General features: G+C 60.5%; 21 protein-coding genes. 10 read left to right on the top strand and 11 right to left on the bottom strand.

What is annotated here, in order from left to right:
• Positions 1 to 28: 28 nt before the first annotated feature.
• The gene (gene alaC / locus POF45_RS08830) at positions 29 to 1246 is read right to left on the bottom strand and encodes an alanine transaminase (protein ID WP_259495948.1); all 1218 of its coding nucleotides are present in this window, start codon (positions 1244 to 1246) and stop codon (positions 29 to 31) included.
• Positions 1247 to 1490: 244 nt separating this feature from the next.
• Here alaC and POF45_RS08825 point away from each other — a divergent pair, with 244 nt between their 5' ends.
• Positions 1491 to 1976, top strand: coding sequence for a GyrI-like domain-containing protein (locus POF45_RS08825; RefSeq protein ID WP_259495946.1), 486 nt, complete (start codon positions 1491 to 1493; stop codon positions 1974 to 1976).
• A 313-nt stretch (positions 1977 to 2289) separates the two neighbouring features.
• Entirely contained in the window at positions 2290 to 2778 is a 489-nt protein-coding gene (locus POF45_RS08820) for a GNAT family N-acetyltransferase (RefSeq protein WP_282315531.1), read from the top strand.
• A gap of 200 nt (positions 2779 to 2978) precedes the next feature.
• Here POF45_RS08820 and POF45_RS08815 read toward each other — a convergent pair whose 3' ends face one another.
• Complete coding sequence (locus POF45_RS08815) at positions 2979 to 3464, bottom strand: GNAT family N-acetyltransferase (protein WP_282315530.1); 486 nt, start codon at positions 3462 to 3464, stop codon at positions 2979 to 2981.
• Positions 3465 to 3669: 205 nt separating this feature from the next.
• Between POF45_RS08815 and POF45_RS08810 the strand changes: the two genes are divergently transcribed.
• Genes POF45_RS08810 through POF45_RS08800 form a run of 3 tightly spaced genes read left to right on the top strand, consistent with a single transcriptional unit; the run spans position 3670 to position 5774 of the window.
• Positions 3670 to 4014 carry a YciI family protein gene (locus POF45_RS08810; RefSeq protein ID WP_259495941.1) on the top strand — a complete coding sequence of 115 codons (345 nt, stop codon included), beginning with the start codon at positions 3670 to 3672 and terminating at the stop codon, positions 4012 to 4014.
• Between the two features lie 42 nt (positions 4015 to 4056).
• Positions 4057 to 4539, top strand: coding sequence for an SRPBCC family protein (locus POF45_RS08805; RefSeq protein WP_282315529.1), 483 nt, complete (start codon positions 4057 to 4059; stop codon positions 4537 to 4539).
• Positions 4539 to 5774 (top strand): RNA polymerase sigma factor, encoded by a 1236-nt coding sequence (locus tag POF45_RS08800; RefSeq protein ID WP_282315528.1) that lies wholly within the window; start codon positions 4539 to 4541, stop codon positions 5772 to 5774. The genes POF45_RS08805 and POF45_RS08800 overlap by 1 nt, the downstream gene beginning before the upstream one ends.
• Before the next feature lie 134 nt (positions 5775 to 5908).
• Here POF45_RS08800 and POF45_RS08795 read toward each other — a convergent pair whose 3' ends face one another.
• Positions 5909 to 6763 (bottom strand): LysR family transcriptional regulator, encoded by an 855-nt coding sequence (locus POF45_RS08795; protein WP_282315527.1) that lies wholly within the window; start codon positions 6761 to 6763, stop codon positions 5909 to 5911.
• Between the two features lie 89 nt (positions 6764 to 6852).
• On the opposite strand from POF45_RS08795, the gene POF45_RS08790 reads away from it, so the two are divergent.
• Positions 6853 to 7284, top strand: a complete 432-nt coding sequence (locus POF45_RS08790; protein ID WP_259495936.1) for a multidrug/biocide efflux PACE transporter — start codon at positions 6853 to 6855, stop codon at positions 7282 to 7284.
• A 142-nt stretch (positions 7285 to 7426) separates the two neighbouring features.
• Here the strand turns inward: POF45_RS08790 and POF45_RS08785 are convergent, their stop codons facing one another.
• Positions 7427 to 8185 carry an SDR family NAD(P)-dependent oxidoreductase gene (locus POF45_RS08785; protein WP_259495935.1) on the bottom strand — a complete coding sequence of 253 codons (759 nt, stop codon included), beginning with the start codon at positions 8183 to 8185 and terminating at the stop codon, positions 7427 to 7429.
• 118 nt (positions 8186 to 8303) lie between these two features.
• Between POF45_RS08785 and POF45_RS08780 the strand changes: the two genes are divergently transcribed.
• Positions 8304 to 9200 carry a LysR family transcriptional regulator gene (locus POF45_RS08780; protein ID WP_259495933.1) on the top strand — a complete coding sequence of 299 codons (897 nt, stop codon included), beginning with the start codon at positions 8304 to 8306 and terminating at the stop codon, positions 9198 to 9200.
• Between the two features lie 71 nt (positions 9201 to 9271).
• Here the strand turns inward: POF45_RS08780 and POF45_RS08775 are convergent, their stop codons facing one another.
• The 3 genes from POF45_RS08775 to POF45_RS08765 form a co-directional block, all read right to left on the bottom strand.
• Complete coding sequence (locus tag POF45_RS08775; RefSeq protein WP_123407245.1) at positions 9272 to 9994, bottom strand: TylF/MycF/NovP-related O-methyltransferase; 723 nt, start codon at positions 9992 to 9994, stop codon at positions 9272 to 9274.
• Positions 9991 to 10857 (bottom strand): 2OG-Fe(II) oxygenase family protein, encoded by an 867-nt coding sequence (locus POF45_RS08770; protein ID WP_282315526.1) that lies wholly within the window; start codon positions 10855 to 10857, stop codon positions 9991 to 9993. Before POF45_RS08770 ends, POF45_RS08775 begins: the two co-directional genes overlap by 4 nt.
• 203 nt (positions 10858 to 11060) lie before the next feature.
• Positions 11061 to 12674, bottom strand: coding sequence for an inorganic phosphate transporter (locus tag POF45_RS08765; protein WP_259495929.1), 1614 nt, complete (start codon positions 12672 to 12674; stop codon positions 11061 to 11063).
• Between the two features lie 271 nt (positions 12675 to 12945).
• On the opposite strand from POF45_RS08765, the gene POF45_RS08760 reads away from it, so the two are divergent.
• Entirely contained in the window at positions 12946 to 14685 is a 1740-nt protein-coding gene (locus POF45_RS08760) for a methyl-accepting chemotaxis protein (protein ID WP_409077900.1), read from the top strand.
• Between the two features lie 111 nt (positions 14686 to 14796).
• Positions 14797 to 15246, top strand: coding sequence for a hypothetical protein (locus tag POF45_RS08755; protein ID WP_282315525.1), 450 nt, complete (start codon positions 14797 to 14799; stop codon positions 15244 to 15246).
• Here POF45_RS08755 and POF45_RS08750 read toward each other — a convergent pair.
• Together POF45_RS08750 and POF45_RS08745 are read right to left on the bottom strand one after the other, a co-directional pair.
• Positions 15243 to 16421, bottom strand: coding sequence for a GAF domain-containing sensor histidine kinase (locus POF45_RS08750; RefSeq protein WP_259495925.1), 1179 nt, complete (start codon positions 16419 to 16421; stop codon positions 15243 to 15245). The two genes, POF45_RS08755 and POF45_RS08750, sit on opposite strands and share 4 nt — an antisense overlap.
• A 134-nt stretch (positions 16422 to 16555) precedes the next feature.
• Positions 16556 to 16870 carry a PepSY domain-containing protein gene (locus POF45_RS08745; protein ID WP_259495923.1) on the bottom strand — a complete coding sequence of 105 codons (315 nt, stop codon included), beginning with the start codon at positions 16868 to 16870 and terminating at the stop codon, positions 16556 to 16558.
• A gap of 156 nt (positions 16871 to 17026) precedes the next feature.
• Between POF45_RS08745 and POF45_RS08740 the strand changes: the two genes are divergently transcribed.
• On the top strand, positions 17027 to 17914 hold the full coding sequence (locus tag POF45_RS08740) for a sterol desaturase family protein (RefSeq protein ID WP_282315524.1): 888 nt from the start codon (positions 17027 to 17029) through the stop codon (positions 17912 to 17914).
• A 1-nt stretch (position 17915) separates the two neighbouring features.
• On the opposite strand, the gene POF45_RS08735 is transcribed toward POF45_RS08740, so the two are convergent.
• Positions 17916 to 18599 (bottom strand): helix-turn-helix transcriptional regulator, encoded by a 684-nt coding sequence (locus tag POF45_RS08735; protein ID WP_259495921.1) that lies wholly within the window; start codon positions 18597 to 18599, stop codon positions 17916 to 17918.
• Positions 18600 to 19727 (bottom strand): glycerophosphodiester phosphodiesterase, encoded by a 1128-nt coding sequence (locus POF45_RS08730; protein ID WP_259495919.1) that lies wholly within the window; start codon positions 19725 to 19727, stop codon positions 18600 to 18602.
• Positions 19728 to 19799 lie beyond the last annotated feature (72 nt).

Raw genomic sequence — 19799 nt, 5'->3', positions numbered from 1 at the left:
GGCAAGCCAGCTCCCACAATGATCCAGGTCAGCTGATGGTTTTCTGTACCAGCCCATCCGCCCTGAACATCCCGCGAATCCCGCGCACAGCCTGACGAATCCGGTCCTGGTTTTCGATCAGCGCAAAGCGCACATGATCGTCCCCGTATTCCCCAAACCCGACACCCGGCGAGACGCAGACCTTGGCCTCGGCCAGCAGCTTCTTGGCGAACTCCAGCGAGCCCAGGTGCGCGTATTCCTTGGGGATCTTGGCCCAGACGTACATGGCCGCTTTCGGGTTTTCGACCATCCAGCCCAGCTCATGCAGGCCTTTGACCAGCACGTTACGACGCTGGCGATACTGCTCGGCGATGTCTTTGACGCACTGCTGATCGCCTTCCAGCGCGGCAATCGCCGCCACCTGCAACGGGGTGAACGTGCCGTAGTCGTGGTAACTCTTGATCCGCGCCAGGGCGTTGACCAGTTCCGCGTTGCCGACCATGAAGCCGATCCGCCAGCCCGCCATGTTGTAGCTCTTGGACAGGGTGAAAAACTCCACCGCGATGTCCTTGGCGCCAGGCACCTGCATGATCGAGGGGGCTTTCCAGCCGTCGTAGACGATGTCGGCGTAAGCCAGGTCGTGCACCACCAGCACGTCATACTGCTTGGCGAGGGCGATGACCCGCTCGAAGAAGTCCAGCTCCACGCACTGGGCGGTGGGGTTGGACGGGAAGCCGAGGATCATCATCTTCGGTTTCGGGATCGAGCCGCGAATGGCACGCTCCAGTTCATCGAAGAAGTCCACCCCCGGGATCAGCGGCACCGACCGCACCTGGGCGCCGGCAATCACGGCACCGTAGATGTGAATCGGGTAGCTGGGGTTGGGCACCAGAACGGTGTCGCCCTGGTCGAGGGTGGCCAGCATCAAGTGCGCCAGGCCTTCCTTGGAGCCGATGGTGACGATGGCTTCGGTTTCCGGGTCGATATCGACCGCGTAGCGATCCTTGTACCAGTTGGAAATCGCCCGGCGCAGGCGCGGAATACCCTTGGATGTCGAGTAGCCGTGGGTGTCTTCGCGTTGGGCGACGGTGACCAGTTTTTCAACGATATGCGGCGGGGTAGGGCCGTCAGGGTTGCCCATGCTCAAGTCGATGATGTCTTCGCCACGACGTCGGGCGGCCATCTTCAGCTCGGCGGTGATGTTGAACACGTAAGGGGGGAGTCGATCTATGCGCGCAAAGCGGCGCGGCGAACCTTGTTCGGCCATTGTTGCCTCGGAATAACGTAAGCGCCCGGAACCGTCCGAGCGACGCTGGCCACTGCGGTGGCCTGTGGCGGAAGATAAGGGCAGTGATGGCAACCTGTCCAGACTGTGTAAGCAGATTTTTCCGAGCGTAAGGCAATAAACCAGCCGTCGGGCGGCTTGCGGGCCTGTCATTGGGCGAATCGGGTTTGGCTTCTATACTCCTTTGCCGCACCCCAACTTTTTTATCGTTTTCAGGAGTCGAGTCATGGATGAGCAAACACGCGTCGAAACGGCCGAACCACGCTTCGAAAACGGGCACTTTCTGCTCATCGCCGGGCTGGGTGGGCGTTTTACCACGGAGACGACGCACAAAATCCCCGAACTCTGGGAGCGATTCATCCCGCATCTGGGGAAAATTCCAGGGCAAAAGAACGAAGTAACCTACGGCATCTGCTGCAATCCCGATGGCAAGGGCAGTTTCGAATACATCGCCGGCGTCGAAATCAGCAAACTCGACGACTTGCCCGAGAAGTACCGCTGGATCGAGGTTCAACCCCAGCATTACGCAGTGTTTCAGCACAAAGGCTCGCTGGACGACTTGCCCCGCACTTTTCATTACATCTGGAAAACCTGGCTGCCGCAGTCCGGGCATGAAGCCGCGGATGCCCCGGAATTCGAGCGATACAGCGAGGACTACAATCCCAAGCTGCACACCGGCGTGCTGGAAATCTGGCTGCCGCTCAAGGCTTGAAAGCAGCGAGAGGCGGACCGCTGGTCCGCCTCTCGATTGTTTATTTACCCTGCTTCAACCGTCGCGCCCGCAACAGGTCGATGGCCAGATGAATAAAGCCGAAGCTGCTGATACCCAACAGCATAAGAAGCCCTACCTGAACGCTGCTCATGGTGATTCCCCTATTGATGATCAGAGACAGGGAATACAAATAGTCCGAACCCAATGGCAAGGAAAGCGCCTATACGCAGGCTTTACGGCCCCGCGGGTGATCGATATGAACACCTTATTCCTTTATCATTTGCAGCCTTTCCCCAGCTGATTTCGAGCCGCCATGAACCCCGTCATCCGCCACGTCACCCCCGCTGACCTGGACCGCTGCTACGCCATCGAAACCCTGGCCTACGAAGGCGACGAAGCCGCCACCCGGGAAAAGATCGCCACCCGCATCGCCACCTGGCCCGAAGGCTTTATCGTGGCCGAAGTCGACGGCGTCGTAGCCGGTTTCATCAACTCCGGTGCGGCGTTCGAGGTGGAAATGTCAGACGAAGCCTTCAAGGAACTGATCGGCCACGACCCGGCCGGCCCGCACGTGGTCATCATGTCGGTGGTGGTACACCCCGATTATCAGGGGCAGGGCCTGGCGAAACGCCTGATGGGCGAGTTCATCGAACGGATGCGCGGCATGGGCAAAACCAATATCCACCTGATGTGCAAGGAACGGCACATCCCGCTGTACGCCGGATTCGGCTTCGCCTACATCCAGCCGTCGGCGTCGGATCATGGCGGGATGGCGTGGCATGAGATGGTGCTGACCCTATAACCACGATCTGTCAGCCACCGAATATCCCCTGTGAGAGCGGGCTTGCTCGCGAATGCGCCCGTTCAGTCAACGTAAGCAATCCGGCAGGTTCAGGGAATGAACGAGCTGAAGCAGGCGCCAGCGCAAAGGATCGCTGGAGATGATGGCCTGAACCCTTGAAGTGTTGTCCATAGCTGCCTCCGTGCGTTTCCCTCAACCAATCAAAACACCCTCCCCATCCGCCGTTCGTAACCGATCCGGCCCTTGTACGCCTCGCCGCTGTCGATAAAGCCGAACTGGCTGTACAGCGCGATGGCCGCGTCGTTGTCCGCATCCACCGACAACTCCAGCCCCTTGATCTCAGGCCATGCCTGGCGTGCCACTTCGGGCAGGGCTTGCAGGCAGGCTTTGCCAAAGCCTTTGCCCTGGGCGCGTTGATCGACTTGCAGGGCGTGCAGGGTGGCGCTGTGTTCGTTGGCCCAGTCCGGCAAGACCGGCGGGCGCTTGAGCAGCAGGAACGCCACTGGAATATCCTCGACCAGCAGGGCGAAGCCTTTGACCCCGGGGCCGGGTTTGGACAACAGGGTGTGCAGCGCACCGTGGATGTCGCCGGAGAATTTTATTTGCTCGGCGTGAATTTCAATGGCCTCGACCTGCTGGCGCTGGAGCGCGTTCAGGCTTTCGTAAGGCACGAGTCGGGCTGTCACTGGAGTGTCCTTTTTCCAACACGGATGAGCTTCGGATTCTAGCGAGTTTGCTTCGGCGAGTTTTTTTATTTTCGGCTGTCGATTCAGGCCTTCGCCACACGACTAAGGGTGTCTGCAAAAAACAGTCCGCAACCCTGATCGTCGGGATTTTCGCCGAAACTCCCGACAGCAGCCATAGTTGACCAGCCGATAATGGAGAGCCGCGATGAAATACCTGTGCCTGGTTTACAGCAGCGAGCGCGAACTGCATACGTTGCCCGACAGCCCCAAGGATGCCGAGTGCATGGCCTATGCCGAATCGATCCAGGGCAGCGGCCGGATGCTCGCCGCAGAAGCGCTGGAGTCGGTGCAAACCGCCACTACCGTGCGCATGCGCAACGGCAAGTTGTCGATTACCGACGGCCCGTTCGCCGAGACCAAGGAGCAACTGGCCGGCTTCTACCTGATCGATGCCCGTGACCTCAATGAAGCCATTCAGGTGGCCGGCAATATCCCGGCGGCCCGAGTGGGCTGTGTCGAAGTTCGCCCGGTTCGCCAGTTGAATCCTTGATCGACGATCCCTGAATAAAAAAATACAAACAGGAGTTCACCCATGACCGCACAACAGAAAGCCGCTCCTTACGAGTTGTCCATCAGCCGCCTGATCAACGCACCGCGCCGCAAGATATTCCGCGCCTGGACCGAGCCGGCGCTGCTCGCCCAGTGGTGGGGACCGCACGGCATGACCACCCCCGAGTGCGAAATGGACCTGTGGGTTGGCGGCCAGTTTCGCACCCTGATGCGCGCCCCGGACGGCAGTGAATACCCGACCATGGGCGTGTTTCTGGAGATCGTCGCCCCGGAGCGACTGGTGTTCACCGACGCTTTTATTCCCGGCTGGATCCCGTCGGGCAAACCGTTCATGTCGGCTGAAGTGACGTTGCAGGAGCAGGGTGGCAAAACCCTCTACACCGCCCGTGCCATGCACTGGAACGAAGAGGATCGCCAGGCGCACGAAGCCATGGGCTTCCACGACGGGTGGGGGCAGAGCCTCGACCGTCTGGTGACGCTGGTGACCGAAGGCATGCCCGACTGATGTCGGGGGAGTCGGTCTCGGCACGGGTCGAGCAGGTTTACCGCGACGATTCGCGGCGGATTCTGGCGACCCTGATCCGCTTGCTCGGCGATTTCGACCTTGCCGAAGAGGCTTTGCACGAGGCGTTCTTCGTCGCGGTCGAACGCTGGCAACGCGATGGCGTGCCGGATAACCCGCGCACCTGGCTGGTGTCCACCGGGCGCTTCAAGGCCATCGATGGGTTGCGCCGGCGGGCGCGGTTCAACGCCTCTCAGCCCATGTTGATCGCTCAGATGCAGGCGCTGGAGCAGGCCGACTGGAGTGACGAAGACGTGGAAGATGATCGCCTGCGCCTGATCTTCACTTGCTGTCACCCGGCCCTGGCCGCCGATGCGCAAGTACCGCTGACGCTGCGCGAAGTCTGCGACCTGACCACCGAAGAAATCGCCCGAGCGTTTCTCTCGACACCCGCCACCATCGCCCAACGCATCGTGCGCGCCAAAGCCAAGATCCGCGACGCAAAAATTCCTTATCAGGTGCCGTCGCTGGCCGAATTGCCGGAGCGTCTGGACAGTGTGTTACGGGTGATTTATCTGGTGTTCAACGAAGGCTATTCGGCGTCCATTGGCGCGCAGTTGACCCGTGATGACCTGACCCGTGAGGCGATTCGTCTTGGTCGATTATTGATGGAGTTGCTGCCCGAGCCGGAAGTCATGGGGCTGCTGGCGTTGATGCTGTTGCACGAGTCGCGGCGCCCGGCCAGGACCTCGCAAACCGGTGAGTTGATCGTGCTGGATGAGCAGGACCGCACGTTGTGGGATGCCGGGTTGATCGCCGAAGGCTGCGCCCTGGTGCAGCATGCATTGACCACTCGGCGCTTTGGGCCTTACTGCCTGCAAGCGGCGATTGCGGCGGTGCACGCCGAAGCGGTTACGGCGCAGGAAACGGACTGGCTGCAGATCGTCGGGCTGTATGACGTGCTGTTGCGGGCGGTGCCGTCGCCAGTGATCGAGCTGAACCGTGCGGCGGCGTTGGCCCAGCGTGATGGTCCGTTGGCGGGGCTGACGTTGGTCGAAGGCATTCTGGCGCGGGGGCAGTTGCTGGACTACCACCTGGCACATTCGGCGCGGGCGGAGTTCTGTCGGCAGTTGGGACGGGTGGAGGAGGCGCGGACGGCGTATGAGCGGGCGCTTGAGTTGACGCAGCAGGTGCCGGAGCGGCGGTTTATCGAGGGGCGGTTGAGGTTGCTGGATTGATCCGGGATATATGCTGTGGCTGTTGGCCCCTTCGCGGGCAAGCCCGCTCCCACACTGGATCTGAGGTGCCCACCGTATCTGCGTTCACAGCTGATCAAATGTGGGAGCGGGCTTGCCCGCGAATGGCCGCACCGCTATTCCAGCATCTTGCCCAACAGCCAACTCCCCGCCGGCCCCGGGGGATGCAGCCGCGACCACAGCGCATCGACAAACACCGGTTTTGGCCAGCCACGCACATCCAGTTCCACCAATGACCCGGCGCCGAACCGCTCCACCAGCCAGCGTGGCAGCGGCGCCCAGCCGAATCCGCCCTGGGCCATTTCCAGCAGCATCAGGTAACTCGGCGCCGACCAGACCCGGCCCTTGGCGCGGCTTTCATACGGATTGACGATCGTTGCCAGACGCAACTCGCGGTGCTGTTGCAGCACGTTCTGATCGACATGAGTGAGCGCGGCCAGTGGGTGCGCCGGGGATACGAACAGCGCGATTTCCGTGCGTTCCTCCACGGTGTTGCTGACCAGGTCCGGGGGGTAGCGATCCTGCATTTCGGCAAACGCGACGTGGGCGCGGCCACTTTGCACCAACGCCACCAGGTCATCGCACTCGGCGATCAGGCATTCCAGCTCAAGGTCCGGGTAACGCTGTTCGAATGCACTCAAGGCGGCCTCGAAACGCACCGACTGATAGGTGTCGGAAATCGCCACCGTCAGCTTCGGCTCGATGCCTTGGGACAACTGGCTGGCGCTCATTTCCATACGGCTGGTAGCCGCCAGTATTTCCTCGGCCCGTTGCAGCATCACATGCCCGGCCGGGGTCAGGCTCGGCTTGCGGCTGCTGCGGTCGAAAAGCGTCAGGTTCAAATCGATTTCCAGACTCGCCACTGCCGCACTGACGGTCGACTGACTGCGGCCAAGTTTGCGCGCAGCGGCGGAAAACGAACCCTGGGTCGCGGCTTGGACAAACGCCAACAGCACTTCATGGGAGGCCATGAACTATCGCCTTGATCGATGGTTATTGGTTATGGAGTATCGGTGTGCTGATGGATCATGGCAACCACAGTCACTCACGGAGTTCGGCCATGAACGCCAACAAATCCATCACTGAACGTATTATCCAGGCCATCGGTTTCGAGTGCCTGGCCATTCTGATCTGCACGCCGCTGTTGGCCTGGATCATGGACAAGCCGCTGCTGGAAATGGGCCTCGTTACGGTGCTGATTGCCGGTTTGGCGCTGGCCTGGAACGTGGTGTTCAACGGCATGTTTGACCGCGTGCTCAAGCGTTACGCAATCGCGCACAACGCCTGGAGCCGGGTGGTGCACGCGCTGTTGTTCGAAGGCGGACTGGTTGCGATGGGTGTGCCGCTGATTGCCTGGTGGCTGGGCGTCAGCCTGTGGCAGGCGTTCCTGCTGGACATCGGCGTGCTGCTGTTCTTCCTGCCCTACACCTATGTCTATCACTGGGGGTATGACGTGCTGCGGGCGCGGTTGATGATGAGCCGTGCACTCTAGTCGGATAAACACAAAACCTGTGGGAGCGAGCCTGCTCGCGAAGAGGACGTCAGCTTCAACATCATTGCTGACAGACACACCGCTTTCGCGAGCAGGCTCGCTCTCACAAGGGAGTGGGTTTCATCTGATGAAACGTGGCCGTTTAAAGAAACATCCCGCCCGAAGCTTCGACACGCTGCCCGTTGATCCACTGCCCACCCGGCGACAGCAGCAGCGCAATCGCCGCGCCGATATCGTCTGGTTTGCCAGTACGACCCAGCGCCGTATTACTCGCCACCATCTGATTTACCACGGCGTTATCACGCAACGTGCCACCACCGAAATCAGTCTCGATAGCCCCCGGCGCCAGGGTGTTGACGGCAATCCCGCGCGCGCCGAGTTCCTTGGCCTGGTAACGCGTCAGCACTTCCATTGCCCCTTTCATCGCCGCATAAGCGCCGTACCCCGGCAGGCTGAAACGGGTCAGGCCGGTGGAAATATTGATGATGCGACCGCCGTCATTCAGCAACGGTAACAAGGTCTGGGTCAGGAAAAACGGCCCCTTCAAATGGATGTTCATCAGCAGGTCAAACTGCTCGACCGTGGTTTCGGCGAAGCTCGCATAGCTGCCCACCCCGGCGTTATTGATCAGAAAGTCGAAGTGCGGCTGATCGAAGTGTTTGTGCAGCAGTTGGGCGATTTCGTCGCCGAAGGCGCTGAAACGCTCGCTCTGGCTGACATCCAGTTGCAGCATGGCCGCACGAGCGCCCAGGCTTTCGATCTGTGCAACCAGCGCCTGAGCCTCATCGGCGCGGCTGTTGTAAGTGCCGATGATATCGACGCCTTGAGCTGCCAGATGCAGGGCGGCGCTTTTGCCAAGGCCACGGCTGGCGCCGGTGATCAATGCGATTTTACGGGTCATGGGATTTCCTCACGGTAATGGGCGGTTGATGTGAGGAAGTTTATTTATCCGGTACAGGGTGATAAACAGGAGGAAGTCGGAATCACTGGTCGCTCATATCGAACAATAGGTAAGGCTGATGAATAAGCTGGAACTGCTGCGCACCTTTGTCCGTGTCAGCGAAATGTCGAGTTTCACACTCGCCGGTGAAAGCCTGGGCTTGCCCCGCTCTACGGTGTCCGAGCACGTTCAGGCCCTGGAAGCGCTGCTCGGCACGCGCCTGCTGCATCGCACCACGCGCAAGGTGCAGTCGACTCAGGATGGCCTGGTGTTGTACGAACGCAGCAAGGATCTGCTGTCGCACATGGACGAGATCGAGGGCTTGTTTCGCCAGGACGAAGCGTCACTGGCCGGGCGCATTCGTATCGACATGCCGAACATCCTGGCCCGTCGGATCGTCTTGCCGCGCCTGCCGGAGTTCATGGCCAAACACCCGAATCTGGAGCTGGAGATCAGCAGCACCGACCGTCGTGTCGATCTACTCGCCGAAGGCTTTGACTGTGTGGTGCGGGTCGGCGCGCAGCCGGATCAATCGGTGGTTGCCCGGCATCTGTGCGACTTTGCCATGGTCAACTGTGCCAGCCCCGCCTATCTGCAACGCTACGGCGTGCCCGAAACGCTCGAGGACCTGGCGCAGCATCGGCTGGTGCATTACGTCGGCGTGCTGGGCTCGCGTCCGGAAGGCTTTGTGTATGAAATGGATGGGCAGGTGCATCGGTTGCCGATGGCCGGCAGTGTCACGGTCAATAGCACTGATGGGTACGAGTCGGCGTGTCTGGGGGGCTTCGGTCTGATTCAGGTGCCGCTGACGGGCATGCAGCCGTACCTGCAAAGTGGCGAACTGGTGGCGGTGTTGCCGCAGTTCAATGCGCCGTCCATGCAGGTGTCGCTGCTGTATGCGCGGCAACGACATCTGCCGCTACGGGTGAGGGCGTTCATGGCGTGGTTGGGGCAGGTGATCCACCCCACACCCTGAGAACACCCTATAACCCATGTGGGAGCGGGCTTGCTCCCACAGGTTTTGTAGCCGGGCTGGCCGGCTATGCGTTAAACGTGGAAGTAGCCTACGCACGAATCAAACGGCAGGCGCTTGAGTTCGATCTTGTTCAGGTCCAGCACTTCGCGCAGGGCTTTGGTTTCGCCCGGGAAGTTACGGTAAGCCACTTCGTCCAGCACCACGACAGCGCCTTTTGGCATGTACGGCAGGAACGTCTCCAGCGCGACTTTGGTCGATTCGTACAGGTCGGTGTCGAGGATCAGCATGGCGACGACCAGGTCCGGGCGAGTCTTGACCCACTCCGGCACGGTCTTGACGATGTCGCCCTTGACCAGCTCGCAACGCGGGATACGGTTGACCGGGCGCAGCAGGTCGTTGGCGTCGATCATGTCCTGGATCAGCGACTGGTCGGTGTCGGAGAACATGGTCTCGTTGACGTCGGCCGGGTCTTCTTTCTTGTCGATGCTCTGGAAGCCTTCGAACGTGTCGAAGCCAATGATCGAGCGGTTGATCGCATAGGGTTCCAGGATCATCGACAAGTGCATGTAGAGCATCAGCGAGTTGCCCTTGTACACGCCGCACTCGATGATCGCGCCCGGTATTTCGGCGACTTTCTTGAACAGCTCCATGCGCGACAGGGCAGCGGTCACGCCAATGCGGTTGGCAAAGACGAACGGCGCATCGGCCACATACTCGGCATCGACCCGTTTCAGGACGTTGGCGCGGGTTTCGTTGTACTGGGCCTCGGCGGGCGTGATGCGACGCTTGGTCATTGCTGGATTCCCTGGAAATTCGAAAAGTTGTGGGCGTGGAAATAATCTTTGAAGCCGGCGCCGACGTCAGGGCAGGCGCTGTCGACGTTGATGGCGCCGCGCTTGTGCTTGAGGTCGTCGAGGTGCATCAGGCGAAAGTCCACGCTGAAGCGGGTCTGTTGCGTATGGTTGGGAACGGTGCCGTGCAGGTGCGAGCCGGAAAATATCAGCATTTCGCCCGTATTGGCAGCCACGCGCAGTTCCGAAGAGGCGTTGATCTCTTGCAGTGGAACCGGGTGAACCCGTACTTCTTCCTTGAGATTTTCCTTGGCGCGATGACGCTGGTTGTTGATCCAGTCGGACAGGCTCCAGTCCTTCGAGGTGTTTTTCACCGGAACGTCGAAATAGCCGCCATTGATCATCATGGTCTGGTCGGGGCTGATGGTGTGCACCGGCATCCAGGTGTTGATCTGGCAATCGACGCTGCCGTACCAGGTGTCGCGATGGGGCTTGTAGGCATAGCTGACGCCCGCGTGCAGGTACTCGTAGTTGGGCACTACGCGGATTCGCGGCACGTCGAAAATATATTCGCGCGGGTCGACACCGATTTCATCGATGAAGCTCTGGATCAAGTCCTTGGCCCGCTGGCTGTTGGTGAACTGGCCCTTGAGGCGGGTCACCAGTACCACGAATTCTTCCACTGGCATCAGGGTGTGCAGTGCCTGATGGCGGGTCTCGCCGTTGAAGGCTTCGGTGATGCTTTCCTGAGCGAACGCGCAGAGTTCCCTGGCAGCGCTCAACTGGGTGTTCAGGAAGATGTCGCCTGCGTAGATAGCTTCTTTGAAGTCAGCTTTGTGCTGAAGCTGATTGATGTACAGATTCACGTTCTCGCTCCTGAATGCATCGAGTCTTTTAATCATCGGCACCACGGTAACAAACTGAAGTGCAATCCATCGCCTGCTGGATCAATAAAGCTGCGGTTGCGAATGATTGCAGCGAAATGCTCTGGCCGACGATAAAAAATCCCGGCACAGGAATGGGCCGGGATGCGTCATTGTTTATCTCCTGCGCGGCGGTCTGCGCCCAGTCAGAACAGCTTGGTGAACAACCAGTACAGACTCCCCGACAACAAGACCGCTGCTGGCAACGTCAGCACCCAGGCCATCATCAGGTTGCGGATGGTCTTCATCTGCAAGCCGCCGCCGTTGGCCACCATGGCCCCGGCGACGCCCGAGGACAACACGTGGGTGGTGGACACCGGCAGGCCAAACATGTCGGCAGCGCCGATGGTCAGCATCGCCACAGTCTCTGCCGAGGCGCCCTGGGCGTAGGTGAGGTGGGTCTTGCCGATTTTCTCGCCGACCGTCACCACGATGCGTTTCCAGCCGACCATGGTGCCCAGGCCCAGCGCGATGGCCACGGCGATTTTCACCCACAGCGGAATGAACCGGGTGGAGTTGTCGATCTGTTGCTTGAACAGTTGCAGATTGGCGCGGGTGTCGGCGTCGAAGTGGCCGACCTGGTTCTTGTCCATCAAACGAATGGTTTCGCTGGTCAGGTACATGTCGTTACGCACGTTGCCCACGGCCTCGACCGGGACTTTCGACAGCGAGCCATAACCCTTCACTTCGTTACCGATATTGCCGGTCAGCGCGGCGAGGGCCGGGACCAGTTGTGGCGTCGCTTGCTTGCTGCGCACGTAATCGGACAGCACCGCACGCGGATCGGCCGGTGCCGGCAGCGGCGCACTTTTCACCAAGGCTTGCTGGGTGACTTCGGCCACAGCGGCGAACTGCAAGGCTTGGTCCGCCGGCATGGTGCGGTTCAGTGCATACGCCATCGGCAGTGTGCCGACCAGAATCAGCATGATCAGGCCCATGCCTTTCTGACCGTCGTTGGAACCGTGGGCGAAGGACACGCCGGTGCAGGTCAGGATCAGCAGACCGCGAATCCACCACGGTGGCGGAGCGTCACCCACCGGCGCCTTGTACAGCGCACGATTCTTGACGAAGGCACGCAAGGCCAGCAGCAACAGCGCGGCAAAGCCGAAGCCCACCAGCGGTGAGAGCAACAGCGCGTAACCGATCTTGGTGGCTTGGGCCCAGTCCACACCGCTGGTGCCGTCGCGACCGTGCATCAGCGCATTGGCCACGCCGACGCCGATGATCGAACCGATCAGCGTGTGCGATGACGAGGCCGGCAGGCCCAGCCACCAGGTGCCGAGGTTCCACAGGATGGCGGCGATCAACAGGGCGAAGATCATGGCGAAACCGGCGGACGAACCGACTTGCAGAATCAGCTCCACCGGCAGCAGGGCAATGATGCCGAACGCCACTGCGCCACTGGACAACAACACCCCGAGGAAATTGAAGAACCCGGACCAGGCCACCGCCAGATTCGGCGCCATGGAGTTGGTGTAGATCACTGTCGCCACGGCGTTGGCGGTGTCGTGGAAACCGTTGACGAATTCAAAGCCCAAGGCGATCAGCAGCGCCACACCGAGCAACAGAAACGGCGTCCAGGTGGTCACGACCGTGCCCAGTTCGTGCATGTCGTGCATCAGGCTGTAGGCGGTAAACAGCAATCCGCTGCCGAGTACGGCAAAGAAAATCACCAGCGTCAGCAGGCCGGGCTTTTTATCAAGGTGTGGTCTGGCGCTACGGGCGCGGGCCTGGGCGGCGGTCAAGGAAGGCGTGGCCATGACGGACGATCCTGAGGAGGGGAGGAGTGTTCGCCATGATCGTTGCTAAATGTTACAGAGAGGCTGCGTTGGGTCAGTGTTTGGGTGGTTTGGCCGATCCGTTGATCAGAATCCAGCACGGTCACTGTGGGAGCGTGGCGTATCAATGAATCAGCTGTCCTTCACGTTTTGTTTGTACTCGGTTTTGACAGTTTTGTGACGGTTGCATGGCGCCGGAAAACTGCCTCTCGCCGGTGGTCGGAAATGACTCAAGAAGCGCTCTGGCACGCCGATGACGCTTACGTTAACTTGCATCGCCCTGGCCATGAGCCAAGGGCGCAGACAGGGATGTCCGGACAACGTTCACGCCCAATCAGGCGTGCCTCATCCCCGTCATGAGTATCACTCGATGCTGCAAAAATCCCTGAGAGCCCAGATCCTCGCGTTGCTCGGTGGCAGCCTGTTGGCGATGTTGCTGATCGCTTTGGCCTGCTTTCACTTTCTCTCCAGCGGCGTGCAGAGCTACGCCAATCTGATCGACGGCCCGCTGCACACATCGCAGTTGATCGACGAAGCGAACCTGCAATTCAAGGTTCAGGTTCAGGAGTGGAAAAACGTCCTGCTGCGCGGCAAGCAGCCGGCGGACCTGGACAAATACTGGAAGCAATTCGAAGACCGCCAGCGTGACGTGCAGGGCATTCTCGGTGAGCTGGCAGGGCAGAAGGGCATTGATGCGCAACTCAAGAGCCGCATCGAACGCTTGCGTGACGAACACCGTCAGTTGGGCACCGCGTACCAGAAGGGCCGCGATGCATATGTCGCCGCCGGTGCCGACCCGACAGCGGGCGACAGCGCCGTCAAAGGTGTGGACCGCGCGACCAGTGACCAGATGAGTGATCTGGTCGGCGAACTGCGCAAACACGGTGACGAGCAATCGAAAATCATCAGTGCCGATGCTGATCGCACCGTGTTGCTGGGGATTATCGTGATGCTCGTGTCTGGCGTGCTGATCGGCCTGTTGAGCCTGTGGCTGATCAACCGCAACCTGGTGGAGCCGATTCGCACACTGATCGAATACGTCGCGCAACTCAGTCGCGGCAAGGTTGCCGACCGTGTGGCCAGCAACCGTGAAGACGAATTGGGCAAGCTGGCGATGGCGGCCAATACCCTGCGCGATTTCCTTGCCGAAACGTTCAATCGACTGCAACGCAGTGCGTCGGACCTGGACAGCGCCAGCGGCGAGTTGAATTCCATCGCGACCTTGATGGCCAGCGGCACCAACGAGCAGTTCAACCGCACCGATCAGGTAGCGACGGCCATGAACGAAATGTCTGCCACCGCGCAGGAAGTCGCCCGGCATGCCGCCGATGCTGCGCGTGCCGCCGATGACGCCGATCAGTCCGCCCAGCAGGGCGAGAAAGTCATGCAGGGGACCATCCACACCATTACCCAGATGCGTGGCGAAATCGCCAACACCGCCACCGTTATCCGTCGTCTGGAAGCCGACAGCGGGCGGATCGGCAAGGTGCTGGAAGTGATTCGCGGCATCGCCGAACAGACCAACCTGCTGGCGCTCAACGCCGCCATCGAAGCGGCGCGTGCCGGTGAAGCCGGACGCGGTTTTGCGGTGGTCGCCGATGAAGTGCGTAGCCTGGCCCAGCGCACGGCGGCGTCGATCATCGAGATCAACCAGATCATCCAGACCGTACAAACCGGTGCAGTGGACGCGGCTCAGGCCATCGAAAGCGGTCAGTCGCGTAGCGAAGAGAGTGTCGCCCAAGTGACTCAGGCCGGTGCCATGCTGGAGCGTATCACCCATGCCGTGGAAGCCATTCGCGACATGAACCGCCAGATCGCCACCGCCGCCGAAGAGCAAACTTCAGTGGCCGAAGACATCTCGCGCAACCTCACTGAGATCACCAGTATTGCCAGCACCAACCTGGATAACGTGCAGCGCACCGAAGCCGCCAGCCACAACCTGCACGGGTTGTCGGGGCAGTTGAATGAAGTGACTTCACGCCTGAGTGCGTAAGGCCAGGGGCTGTGTACCGGTTTGCTTACCTGATCGGTACACAGTCGATCTCAAGTCAGGCCTTTGGATGTCGATGATGGAATTAACCTTAACCCAAAAAGGATAAACCCCATGGTCAGCATTACCTCTGTGACGATCAATTCGACCCTGTCGACCCCTTCATCGAACAAGGTTGCCATCAACGGCAGCACTGACGACAGCAGCACCACGGCAACCGCTTCGGCCAGCGCCACCGGCGACACCACCAAGGCGTCCGGTGGTGCGGCACCGGCCGGTGGCGACAGCTCCAGCAGTTCCAGCAGCTCCGACTCGGACACCGTGAAAGAGCTGCGCAAGCAGATGGCTGCCTTGCAAAAGCAGTTGCAGGAACAAGAGCAGCAGCTGGAAGCCGCTCAGTCCAAACAGGAAAGCGCTGATGCCAAGGCGGCAGACGTGTCGGCGGCGCAGTCGCAGATCTCGGCGACCTCGGGTTCGCTGCAAACGGTCACGGCGGCCCTGATGCAGGCGCTGCAGCAAGAAGGCAGCAGCACCGCCGGTTCGTCAGTCAGCACGACGGCTTAAACCGTCGGCGGCAAGCTGAAGGTAAACAGCGTGCCGTGCTGCGCGGTGGACGCCACATGCAGGCGTCCACCGTGGGACTGGGCAATCTGGCTGGCAATGTAGAGGCCCAGACCGAGGCCGGCCTGGGGCGTGTCCCGGGTCGGCCGCGAGTACGGCTGAAACAGATGCGGCAAAACCTCGTCGGGGATTTGCCCCTGGTTCTTCACCGCCAGCATCAGGGCGCCCTGGTCCACCCGCGCGGTGATCTCGACATCGCCTTTGATGTCGCCATGGGTCACGGCATTGGCCAGCAAGTTGGACAACAATTGTGCGACGCGCTCGCGATCACAATGGATACCCGTCAAGTCGCCAATCGAGACGCGAATGTGCCTGTGCGGGTGCACCCCTTGTATCTCTGAAATCACATGCTGCAAGGCATCGGCGAGGTCCGAGCAAGGCTTGATACTGACCGGTATGCCATTGCCCAGACGCCCACGGGCAAAGTCCAGGACGTCATCCACTAGCTGCGCAGCGCGGCGGTTGCTGGTGAGGATGTGCTGCACCAGTTTGTCGCTGGCCGGGTTGGGGAATTTACGCTGCAGCATTTCTGCGGCGGCGCTGATGGCGAACAACGGGTTGCGCAGGTCATGGCCCAGCACCGCGATGAATTGCTCGCGCAGCTCGGCGGTCTGACGTTCTTTGTACAGGGCCTGTTCGGTCAGTTGCAGGGTTTCCTCGGCTTCGATCTGCAATGACAGCAGCCGGGCGAAGGACTCCATGGTGGTCTGGATTGCGCTGCTCTTGAGTTCGGCGGGTTTTGGATCGAGGGCGCAAATGGTGCCGAAAAACCGCCCGTCGGTGCGAAACACCGGGACCGAGATATAGCTTTCGAATTGATAGAGGCGTGGGGTGTGGTGGTCGCGATAGAGCGGGTCTTCGCTGGCCTTGTCGATCACCACCGAGACATGGGCGGCACGTATTTCGTGGCACAGGGTGGTGGCCACGTCCAGTTCGCCGCCGACCTTGAGGCCGAAATCCAGCTGATCCAGCACGGCGCAGGCGGTCCACGAGTCTTCTGTAACACGAGCCACGGCGGCAAAGCGCATGCCGGTCATTTCGCGGATCACCTGGAGAATCGCCGGTACGGCACTGATCTGCCCGATCGTGGCGATGTCTGCTGCCGCTGTCTGTCCCATTTTCCTGTCTCTTGCCTGAACGCCGTGAACGGATTCTAGCGACATGGGGTGCGGTTGGCGCGTTTTCATTCCAATTGAACACAAGACCAATGTGGGAGCAGGCTCGCTCCCACATTGATTCGGGTAAGCCGTGATCAGGTGTCTTGTTTGTTGCTCAGCACCTGACCGGTCTTGGCATCCAGGTCCACGTCCCACTTCAGGCCTTTGGCATCGCGGATTTCCACCTGATAAACGTAGGCGCTGCCTTTTTGCTCAAGCTCGGTGTCGGTGATGTTCGCCGCCGTGGCGCCTGGATGCTGGGCGAGGGCGGCCTGGTTGAGTTTCTGCAAGTCCATGACGCTGCCGTCCTTGATCAGGCCCGCAATCAGGTCCGGACGCACATCGGCCTGGGCGAGGCCCGCTGTCAGGGTCAGGGCAGCAGTGGCGAACAGGGCGGTCAATGTTTTCATGAGGTTCTTTCCTTGGGTGAGTTGTTTAAGTGGGGCCAGATTAGCGAGCCGAACTTAACTGACCCTTAAAAACGCCTAAGGGTTCGATTGCGTCGTTTGTTCAATTCCGTCAGCTCGCGTCGTTTCAAGCTGTGCCTTCGATCAACGGAGGTACGGATGAAACGAATCGTTGCAGTGTTGTATGCGCCACTGTTCTGGGGCGGATGCCTGGGTGCGGGCTTGTGGTTGGTGGGTGACATGGGGGTGTCGCCGGTCTGCTTGCTGCCGGTGTTTCTCGTCGCCCTGACGGTCTCGTTTCTGGCCGAATGGGCGCTGCCGTATGAGCCCCGCTGGAATCACCCGGTAGGTGATCGTGCCCGTGACATTGTTCACGGGCTGGTCAACGAAGCGTTGAACGCCCTTGGTTTGCTGGCGTTGCCGGGGCTGGTGGCGCTGTTGTCGTTTGACGGGATCTGGCCGGATGGCTGGCCGCTGTGGTTGCAACTGGCGCTGGCGATTGTCATTGCCGATGCCGGTATCAGCCTGATGCATTACACCAGCCACCGAGTGCCGTGGTTGTGGCGCCTGCACGCGGTGCATCACAGCGTTGAACGGCTGTACGGGTTCAACGGCCTGATGAAACACCCTTTGCACCAATTGTTCGAAGCGTCTGCCGGGCTGTTGCCATTACTGGTCCTCGGCATTCCGCTGCCAGTAGCCGCACTGTTGGCGTTTGCCATCGCCATTCAACTGTTGTTGCAGCATTCCAATGTCGACATGCGCCTGGGGCCGTTGCGCCGGGTGTTCGCCTGGGCGCCGGTGCATCGGTTTCACCACATGAAGTACGGGCGGGCTGGCGATGTGAATTTCGGCTTGTTCTTCAATCTGTGGGACGTTGTGCTGGGCAGCGCTTTTCATTGCGATGACTATCAAATCCGCCACGGCGACCTGGGCATCGGCAGTCGCCCGGACTTTCCGAAGGATTACCTGGCGCAATTGCGCGACCCTTTTCGGCCGGCGGTACTGAGCAAGGAGCCCATGGTGCCTGAGGGGTTACGCCGCTGAGTCAGTCCAGCAGTTGCAGATCAATGTGGCGCAAACCCTGGCGCGCGGTGACACCGAAGAGTTTTTTCAGGCTGCGGGAAAAATGCGCCGAGTCGGCAAAACCGGCTTCGTGAGCAGACTCAGTCACCGAACGCCCCGCCAGAATCAGCGCCATCGCCCGACGCAGTCGTCGCCACAGCACCAGTCGCCGTACCGGCAGGCCCAGTTGACTGGCGAATAGCCGTTGCAGTTGACTCGACGACAGGTGCGCCTCGTCGGCCAATGCGCGGGTCTGGACTTTGTCGGTCAGCAAGCTGTCGAGAGTAGACAAGGCGCGCTCAAGTCGGGGATCGCCCAAGGCGCGACGAGGGCAGTCGTGCAGGGCGTTGATGAGGTTGTGCGGTGTTGCAACGGTGTCAAACAGCGCGTCACGCAATGCCTGCACGTCGAATGCCTGCGGCTCGACGTAGACCGTGAATACGGCGTCCGTTGCCTCGACAATGGCGTGGCTGACGTGGGACGGAATGAACAGGCGGCGGGCGGTCTGGATCACACCATCAAGGCTGACGGTGAGCGGCCGACCGGGGGCGAGAATCAGTTGATGGGCGTAATGGGCATGGGGCGCGGTGCGCCCCGGAACACCGTGGATCAGGCCGTAATCACGGCCTAACCACAGGCGTCCTGTCCATTCGATGTCGGCGGTCACTCAATAACCGTTGTTCTTCAGCAATTGCGCAACGCTGGCGGCGGCCGGGCGCTTGTAGAACTTCAGCAGTTCGCTGGCGCGGTTGGTGAAGATGCCGTCGACACCGGCGTCCATCACTTTCTGATAATCCACGGCGTCGTCGATGGTGTAGACGTGTACCAGCATGCCCTGATCATGGGTGTACTGGTTCATCCACGGCTGCACCAGGTCGGAGTAGCTCTGATCGCCACCCTTGGTCAGTGCCGCCGATGGACCGGTGCCGATCGCGCCTTGGGCCTTGGCGTACTCGACCCATTGCTGGAATTCGGCTTTGGATTTCGGCTCCTGTTTGGCGTAGAACGTGGCTTTGTCCTTGTCGCCGGATTCGGCGAACGTCACTTTGGACTTCGGTTCGATGCTGCCTTCGCCGACCCACAGCAGCAGGATCTTCGGCACTTGCGGCATTTCTTTTTGCAGCAGTTCGAGGCTGCTTTTCTCAAAGGTTTGCAGCACGACCTTGCCTTTGCCCTGGCCAACCGCCAGCTCGCTCTTCGCCAGTTTTGAACCGGCCGGGCTCAGCCAGCCACGATCCTGGAGTTTTTCCCGCAGGTCGTGTTCGATGCCGGGGAATTGCTTCGGCTCCTTGGTTTCGATGTACAGGCCGGGCTTGTGCAGCGGATTGCTTTCGGCAATGTCGATGATTTCATCGAGGGTGAGGATTTTCAGGCCGACGTAAGCCGGGCGCGCGCGATCCGGGTAAGCGGCGTTGAACCAGCTGCCGGCGTCGAGGGTTTTCAGTTCGGCCATGGTGAAGGCGTTGGCCGGGCTGTCCTTGCGCTCAGGGAATTTGCTGCCGACGTCGGTGGTGCGTTGCAGGTTGTTGTCGTGCAGGGCAAACAGCACGCCGTCCTTGCTGCGTTGCAGGTCCATTTCCAGGTAGTCGGCACCCAGGTCACGGGCCAGTTTGTAGGACGCAGCAGTGGATTCCGGGGCATCGAAAGACGCGCCACGGTGAGCGATCACGGCCGGGTGCGGAATGCCAAGGGTGGTGGCCAGCGCGGTGGCGCTGGAGGGGGCGGCGGCCTGCGCCTGGCCTAGGCCGAGCATCAGGCTCAGCAGCAGGGCGCTTTTGGTGAAAGTGGCAGGCATGGTCGAGGTCCTTTCGCAGGTAGATTTCAAAGACGTACCTTTTAACAACTGAATGCCGCCAACGCCATCGCC

The sequence above is a fragment of the Pseudomonas fungipugnans genome, from assembly GCF_029955235.1.
Classification (GTDB): domain Bacteria; phylum Pseudomonadota; class Gammaproteobacteria; order Pseudomonadales; family Pseudomonadaceae; genus Aquipseudomonas; species Aquipseudomonas fungipugnans.
Note: the sequence above shows the minus strand (reverse complement) of the source record. Positions and strands in the feature narration are given on the sequence as shown.